Annotated in this window: 4 protein-coding genes and 2 pseudogenes; 3 read left to right on the top strand and 3 right to left on the bottom strand. The window is 71.5% G+C overall.

All coding sequences use genetic code 11. The features are described from left to right. Positions 1-387: 387 nt before the first annotated feature. Complete coding sequence (locus tag FNX44_RS03145) at positions 388-1,254, bottom strand: NAD(P)-dependent oxidoreductase (protein WP_323369037.1); 867 nt, start codon at positions 1,252-1,254, stop codon at positions 388-390. A 46-nt stretch (positions 1,255-1,300) separates the two neighbouring features. After that, a complete protein-coding gene (locus FNX44_RS03140) occupies positions 1,301-2,197 on the bottom strand; it encodes an NAD(P)-dependent oxidoreductase (RefSeq protein WP_143646369.1) in 897 nt (298 codons plus the stop codon). A gap of 148 nt (positions 2,198-2,345) precedes the next feature. Between FNX44_RS03140 and FNX44_RS03135 the strand changes: the two genes are divergently transcribed. The 3 genes and pseudogenes from FNX44_RS03135 to FNX44_RS03125 form a co-directional block, all read left to right on the top strand. Continuing rightward, positions 2,346-5,441, top strand: a complete 3,096-nt coding sequence (locus FNX44_RS03135) for an AfsR/SARP family transcriptional regulator (protein WP_143646368.1) — start codon at positions 2,346-2,348, stop codon at positions 5,439-5,441. 85 nt (positions 5,442-5,526) lie between these two features. Continuing rightward, positions 5,527-5,679 (top strand): annotated as a pseudogene (locus FNX44_RS29945) (DUF255 domain-containing protein); the annotation flags it as partial. A 174-nt stretch (positions 5,680-5,853) separates the two neighbouring features. After that, a pseudogene (locus FNX44_RS03125) lies at positions 5,854-6,386 on the top strand (transposase); the annotation flags it as partial. A gap of 50 nt (positions 6,387-6,436) precedes the next feature. Here the strand turns inward: FNX44_RS03125 and FNX44_RS03120 are convergent. Next, positions 6,437-6,997 carry a nitroreductase family protein gene (locus FNX44_RS03120; RefSeq protein WP_143646367.1) on the bottom strand — a complete coding sequence of 187 codons (561 nt, stop codon included), beginning with the start codon at positions 6,995-6,997 and terminating at the stop codon, positions 6,437-6,439. Positions 6,998-7,068: the final 71 nt, after the last annotated feature.

The following is a 7,068-nucleotide window of genomic DNA, read 5'->3' as shown; positions in this document are numbered from 1 at the left end:
CCCCCGAACAAGCCGCCGCCGGCCTCCACCTCAGCCTCCGGCCACACCCCCGCCTCACGGCCACCAGCCACCCCGGCGGCGTGGTGCGACCGGAGTGACCGAAGCCGCCGCCGAGGTTCACGGTGACGGCGGTCCGGGAGGGGGCGGCTGCCCGCGATCCAGCGGTTCAGTGACGCGGTCGCCACGCACGCCGGCTGCAGGAGGTTTGTCCGCCAGAGGGTCGAGGTCCAGGGCGTCGGCGGCGAGGCGTTCTGCCGCCATACGTGCCTCGTGGCGTCTGCCCCGGTCACTGACCTCCCGCAGGGCGCGGTTGACGGTGTCCTTCTTCGTCCTGGTGCCGAGCGCTTCCTGGGCAGGGGGCGGCACGCGATGGTCCGCAGACCGGGCTCACAGCAGGGGAGCATCCCGCGGCCGCATCAACTCGAACACGCTGGAGAAGCTGTCCGCTCCACGGCCGCCGGCCGAGCGTTGTCGCAGCAGGTCGCGCAGGGGTTCATGGACGGCCGCGGTCACGCCGCTCGCTCGGCCCAGTTCGACGATCCCGTCGACGGCGGCCCGGTTCAGATCGACGGTCGAGACCCCGTCCGCATACCGTGCCGCGCCGACTTCGCGGGCCAGCTCCGGAAGGTAGGCGGTCAGGCCGTTCAGCCAGCGTGCCGCCAGCGCGGCGAACTCCTCGGGCCCGGTGCCCGTCCCGTGCAAGAGCGCGAGGGAGTGCAGAAAGCCTGCCAGCGCCCCGTACCCGGTGCCCAGCAACGCCAGGTCATGGATCTCCGCCCGACCGGGATCGGTGCCGAAGTAGTGTGCCGGCGCCATGACTTCCAATGCGCCGCGGAAACGTGTGAATGCTTCCTCCGTACCGCTGTAGAGGAAGAAGCCGCTCGCGGTGGCGACGGTCTCCGGCAGCGCCATCATGGCCCCGTCAAGATAGGCGGCACCGTACCGGGCGGTCCAGGCAGCCAGGTCTCGGGCCTGGTCAGGGGTGGTGTTGGCGAGGTTGACCACCGTGCGTCCACGCAGTGCGGCTGTGGCCGTACCCAAGGCCTGCCGTACCGCGGCGTGGTCGAGCAGCGGCGTGACCACCAGCGGCGCGGCCGTGACCGCCTCGGCGGCGGTGGCCATGGGTACGGCCCCGCGTGCGGCGAGCGCTTCGACCTTGTCCGGGCTGCGGTTCCATACGATCGTTCGGTACCCGGCGTCCAGGAACGCGGTGGCGATCGGTGTGCCCATCCGGCCGAGCCCGAGCACGGCCACGCGGGGCCGCTCGGCCGAGGGGTGGGCGTCCGGGGCAGGTGACCGCTCAGGCATGGCGCCGGCCCTTCGCGATCGCCTCGATGACGCTGGCGATGCCGCTCGCGCCGTGCCCGTCGTCTGCCGCCTGCTGCAGAAGGGAACGGAACAGGGCAGGCACCTGCGTACCGATGCCCTGGGTCTCGCTGGTATCCGCCAGGTGCTCGATCGCGGCCCGGTGGACCTCGACGGTGCCGTCGTCGTCGGGGAACACGCCCTTGTCGGCCTGTCGTGCGTGATCCGCCATCAACGAGGTGACAAACGGCATGTGTGCGGTTGCCACCGCACCGAACTCGGCCGGGTCGACACCGGCCGACCGCACCAGCGCCAGGGAGTGGTAGAAGCCGGCCAGCGCGCCCCAGGCCAGACCGAACAGCGCGGTGTCGTAGACCGGGGCCAGCGCCGGATCGCCGCCCAGGTGGACGGAGTTGCCCAGACTCCGCAGCACCGCCTCATGGCGGTCGAAGGCGCTGCGGGAGCCGCTGAGGACAAACAGTGCCTCCGGGCGTCCGACCAGCCGAGTTCCGCTCATGGCTGCTCCGTCGAGGTAGGCCGCGCCGTGCCCGGCCGCCCATTCGGCCGCTTCGGCGGCGTCCTGCGGAGTCCCGGAGGAGAGGTTCACCAGCGTCCGGCCCCGCAGTTGCCCGGCTGCCGGGCCGAGTACCGTTCGCACGGTCGCGTAGTCCGGCAGGCTCACCACGATCAGCGCACTGGTGGCGACGGCCTCGTTCACGGTCGCCGCGCGGGTGGCGCCCTGGGCGGCGAGGGCTTCGGCTTTCGCGGGGGACCGGTTCCAGACCGTGGTGCTGTACCCGCCGGCCAGGAATGCCTGGGCGAGGCGGGTGCCCATCTGGCCCAGACCGATGACCGCTACCGCGGCCTGTGCCTGGTTGTCGTCGCAAGACATGTGGTGGCTCCCGATTCACTGGACTGCCGCACCGGAGCGGTGCGTTCGATGTGCCTCCACTGTGCTCGGCCGGACTGTCGGAGCACTGTCGGTCTGCTGGCGGTCCCCGGACCGCCCCTGGCGGTTCGGGTCCGATTACCGTGCGGTCATGTACTTTTCGGTGCTCGGCCCCGTCACTGCCCGGACCGTCGACGGGGGTGAGGTCGATATCCCGGAGGCGAAGGTACGTGCCCTGCTGGCGATGCTGCTCGCCGACGCGGGGCGAACGGTCCCCGTGGACCGGCTGGTTGACGGCTTGTGGGGCGAGCGCCTGCCACGCAATCCGGCCGGCGCGCTTCAGACGAAGGTCTCGCGGCTGCGCCGCGCGCTGCGGGCGGCCGGGCCGGGCGCGGAGGCACTGGTGGAGTCGACGTACCAGGGATACCGGCTTCGGATCGGCCCCAAGGACCTGGACTCCCGGCGGTTCACCGACCTGGCAGCCGAAGCGGCCGAGCAGACCGACCCGCGGGTCAGGGTGGAGCTTCTGACGGAGGCGCTGACGCTGTGGCGCGCGGAGCCGTTCTCCGCCTTGGGAGTCCCGCAGCCTGTGCGCGCCGAAGCTGAGCGGCTGTCCGAACAGCGGCTCACTGTCCTGGAAATGCTCGCTGAGGCCCGGTTGGAACTGGGCGAGCACCACAGCCTCGCCGGGGAGTTGGGCGAGTTGGCGGCCCGTCATCCGCTGCGTGAGCGGTTGTGGGCCCTTCGGATCACGGCCCTGTACCGGGCGGGGCGGCAGTCCGAGGCCCTGGCTGCCTACAGCTGGGTGCGCGAGCGGCTGGCAGACGAGCTGGGCGTCGACCCCGGGCCGGAACTGGCTGCCCTCCACCAGGCGGTCCTGACGCAGGATCCGGCTCTGGGAGCCCCACCTGCCCCGACCGCGGCCGTGCCCGAGCCTCGGCGGTCGGCGCACGAGGCGCCCGGGGCCGCCCTGGCGGACCTGATCGGCCGCCAGGACGCCCTGTCCGCCGTGTGTGACCTGCTGGGCACCCACCGGCTGGTGACACTGATCGGCCCCGGCGGAGTCGGCAAGACGCGACTGGCGCGGGAGGCGGCCCGCCAGGTGGCCGCCGACCACCCCGACGGCGTCCGCATGGTCGGCCTCGCCGGATCCGCGGACGTGACCGAGCAGATCGGAGCCGCACTGGGTGTCCGAGAAGAAGGCCTCGCCGGGCTGGAGGCCGCCCTGCGCGCCAGGCGGCTGCTGCTCGTGGACAACTGCGAGCATCTGATCGAATCAGCGGCCGAGGCGGCACGCCGACTCCTGACCGCCGCACCGGGTCTGACGATCCTGGCCACCAGCCGAGAACCCCTCGGGCTGGCCGGTGAGGCGGTGTGGACCGTGCCCCCGCTGACACAACGGGACGCCGAACGGCTGTTCGCCGCCCGGGCGGCTGCCGCGGTTCCCGGATTCACCGTCACCGCCGCCGACGCTGAAGCCGTCGCGACGATCTGCCGCCGCCTGGACCGCAGCCCCCTCGCCCTGGAGCTGGCCGCCACCCGGGTCCGAGCCCTCGGCGTCCAGACGCTCGCCGCCCGGCTGGACGACCGTTTCCGCCTGCTGTCCGGCGGAACCCGAGGGGTACCGCCGCGCCAGCGCAGCCTCAAAGCGGTGATCGACTGGAGCTGGGGGCTGCTGAACGAGCAGGAGCGGCAGGTGCTGCGCAGCCTGGCGGTCTTCACCGACGGCTGCACCATCGAAGCGGCCGAGGCGGTGTGCCCTGACGACCTGGACGTCCTCGGTGCGCTGATCCGACTGGTGGACTGCTCGGTCCTCACCACGGTGGACGGTCCCCGGTACCACCTGCCGGAAACGGTCGCGGCCTACGCGTGCGAACGCCTCGCCGAGACGCGCGAAGCAGACGCCCTCCACCAACGCCACCACGCCTACTACGCCGAGTTGGCCGCCCGCACGGCGGCCGGGCTGCACGGCCCGGAGCAGCAGCGATGGCTCGCCCACCGGGACCCCGAGAACGGCAATCTCCGTACGGCCCTGGACCGCGCCGTACGACGCGAGGACACCGGTCAGGCGCTGCGCCTGGTGCTCGACTCGGTCTGGTACTGGTACCTGCGCGGCCGACTGCGGGAAGCCCGGCGCTCGTTGGCAGACGTCCTACGCCTGGGCGGGGACGCCCCCGGCGGCCTTCGCGCCCAGGCTCTCCTGTGGCACGCTGGATTCGCCCGCCTCACCGGCCAGGACGTCGATGGCTCCGCGGCCGCACCCGCACCAGCGGCCGACAGCGGAGCAGACGGCGCGCGTGCCGAATGGTTCCTGGGCCATGCCTTCCTCAAGGCGGGGGAGGATCTCGCCCGCAGCGAGACCTTGGTCGATCGCGCGCTGGAGGGCTCGCGCGCGAGCGGCGACCGGTGGGGTGTCGCCGCGGCGCAGAGCAGCCGATCCTTGCACGCTCTGCTGCGGGGCGACCTGACGGCGGCCAAGAGCCGTGCGCAGGAGGCACACATCCTCTTCGCGGAACTCGGCGACAGCTGGGGCCGGTTGCAGACCACCTACCCGCTCGCCGCGCTTGCAGCCATCGCCGGCGACTACACCCTCGCCACCCAGCTGCACCGGGACGGGCTCCGGCTGGCGCAGGATCTCGGGTTCTGGGCGGACGCCGCCGACCGGATCACGGGCCTGGGCCGGGTCGCCCTCCTGGTCGGCGACTTCGCCGAGGCCACCGAGCTGCACCGCAACGCCCGCGCCCTGGCTGCCGAGCACGGCTATGCCGCGGGTGAGATCCACGCTGAGATCGGGTTGGCTCTCGGCGCCCGCAGGCAGGGCGATTTCGACCTTGCAGGGCAGCTGCTGGACAAGACTCTCGCCTGGCACCGCGAGGTGGAGTTCGGCCCTGGCCCCGCTCTGCTGCTGGCCGAGCTGGGCTTTCTCGCCGAGCAGCGCGGCGACGTCTCCGCGGCTCTCGCCTGGCACCGTCAAGGGCTCGCCGTCGCCCGCGAAAGCCAGGACCCTCGGGCCGTGGCCCTCGCCCAGGAGGGCCTCGCCGGCGCTCACGCCCTCGCGGGCGGGCCGGAACGTGCCGCCCGCCTGCTGGGCACGGCCACGCGTGCCCGCGAGCTGGTCGGCGCGCCACTGCCGGACGCCGAGCGCGACGACGTCGAACGGATCACGGCCCGGATCCTGGCCGTGTTGGAGACGGAACGCTTCTCCGCCGAGTTCTCGACGGACGCCGACGGTGACGCGGACCACTGAGGCTTCGATGGCTCGTTGCTCGCATCGCCCCACGGCCGATCGCGGCCATCGTCCCGATCGACCCCGGTCGTGCGACGATGCCGGTATCAATCGCCTGGCCAACTCGCAGTCGCCGTATCTGGTCCAGCACGCCGACAATCCGGTGATTGCTGGTCCTGGGGAGGCGGCGTTCGAGGAGGCGCGGCGGCGGGATGTGCCGGTGGTGTTGAGCGTGGGCTATTCGAACTGTCACTGGTGCCAGTGACTTAACACAACCAGGTAGTCATGACCTGGGGTGTTTCCAGAGGGTAGCCACGTGGGCACGTGAGATGAGCGGCTAGGTGGAGACATAGACGCCTAGGGCGCGTATCGGGTCGTGATCATTTGCGGAATGTGCCTTCGTGGCGCGGTCCGGTCCGATAGACCGTCCTGTGTGACGCGAGTACAACTGACCGACCCGGAGTGGGAGTTCATTGAGCCTTACCTGCCGATCGGCGAGTACGGCCCGTACCCCGAGCGGCTGCGGCAGCAGTTCGAGGGCGTGATCTGGCGGTTCAAGACGGGCGGGCAGTGGCGGGAGATGCCGCAGGAGTTCGGTGCCTGGTCGACCGTTCATAACCGCTTCCGGCAGTGGCGTGACGCGGGCGTGTTCGAGGCCCTGCTGGAGGGCCTGATCGCGGAAGCCGCGAGGCGGGGTGAGGTGGATCTGTCGCTGGTGAGCGTCGACTCCACCACCGCGCGCGCTCACCACGACGCGGCCGGGATGCACCTGGGCGAGGACGTCATCACCGCATTGGAGAAGGCTGCCGCCGAGGAGGAGAAGACCAAGTCAAAGGGGGCAGCCTCGAAGAACAAAACGGGCAGGGCGCCGAAGACGATCCCGCGCGGGAAGAACGGCGCCACATCCGGCGACGGCGGAAACTCCGGCTGAAGGCGGCTCTCCTCGGACGCTTCCGCGCCTCGATGATCTGGATCAAGGATCTCACCCGGGCCGCTTAATGATCACGGCTCGGCTGTTACTCCGCCGGTGACCAGGGAGCGGAGCGCAAGTGCGCGACGCTGTGCCGGGCGCGGCCCTCCGGCGGGCCGTCGGCCGCCTTGCCCACCGCGACCATGGAGACGATCGCCCAGCCCGGGTTCGGGTCCAGCTCCTTGGTGAGCCCTTCCAGGTCGAAGGCCCGGAATTGGTGCGCGGCCAGCCCCATTGCCTGGGCCTGAACAGTCATGTGGGCGATGGCCTGGCCGAGGTCGTAGTCGGCGAACTCGGAGTAGAACAGCGGCGTGTCATCGACGTGCCGGCGCGTCAGCGTGACGACGAGCAGGCTCGCGTCCGTCGCCCATCGGGCCGAGCTCGGCGCAAGGTGAGGGAGGACCCGGTCGTGCTCCGGCTCACCGGGCCTGCCGGTGAAGAAACCCCATGGCTGGGAGTTCCCCGCCGACGGCGCCCACCGCGCAGCTTCCAACAGCAGCCCGAGGCCGTGGTCGTCGACAACCATCGACGGATCGAAGCGGTAGGGGCTGAAACGCCCGGCAAGCAGCGGGTGTATGCCGCTGGGCGGCTCCTGAGGATGGTGCATGTTCCGCTGCAACAGGCGACCGCGAGTGCGTATTCCGGCCAGCGCGAGCTCGGGCGCCCCCACGACAGACG

The organism is Streptomyces alkaliterrae, from assembly GCF_007097205.2.
Lineage (GTDB): Bacteria > Actinomycetota > Actinomycetes > Streptomycetales > Streptomycetaceae > Streptomyces > Streptomyces alkaliterrae.
This window is presented reverse-complemented; position numbering and strand designations above follow the sequence as displayed.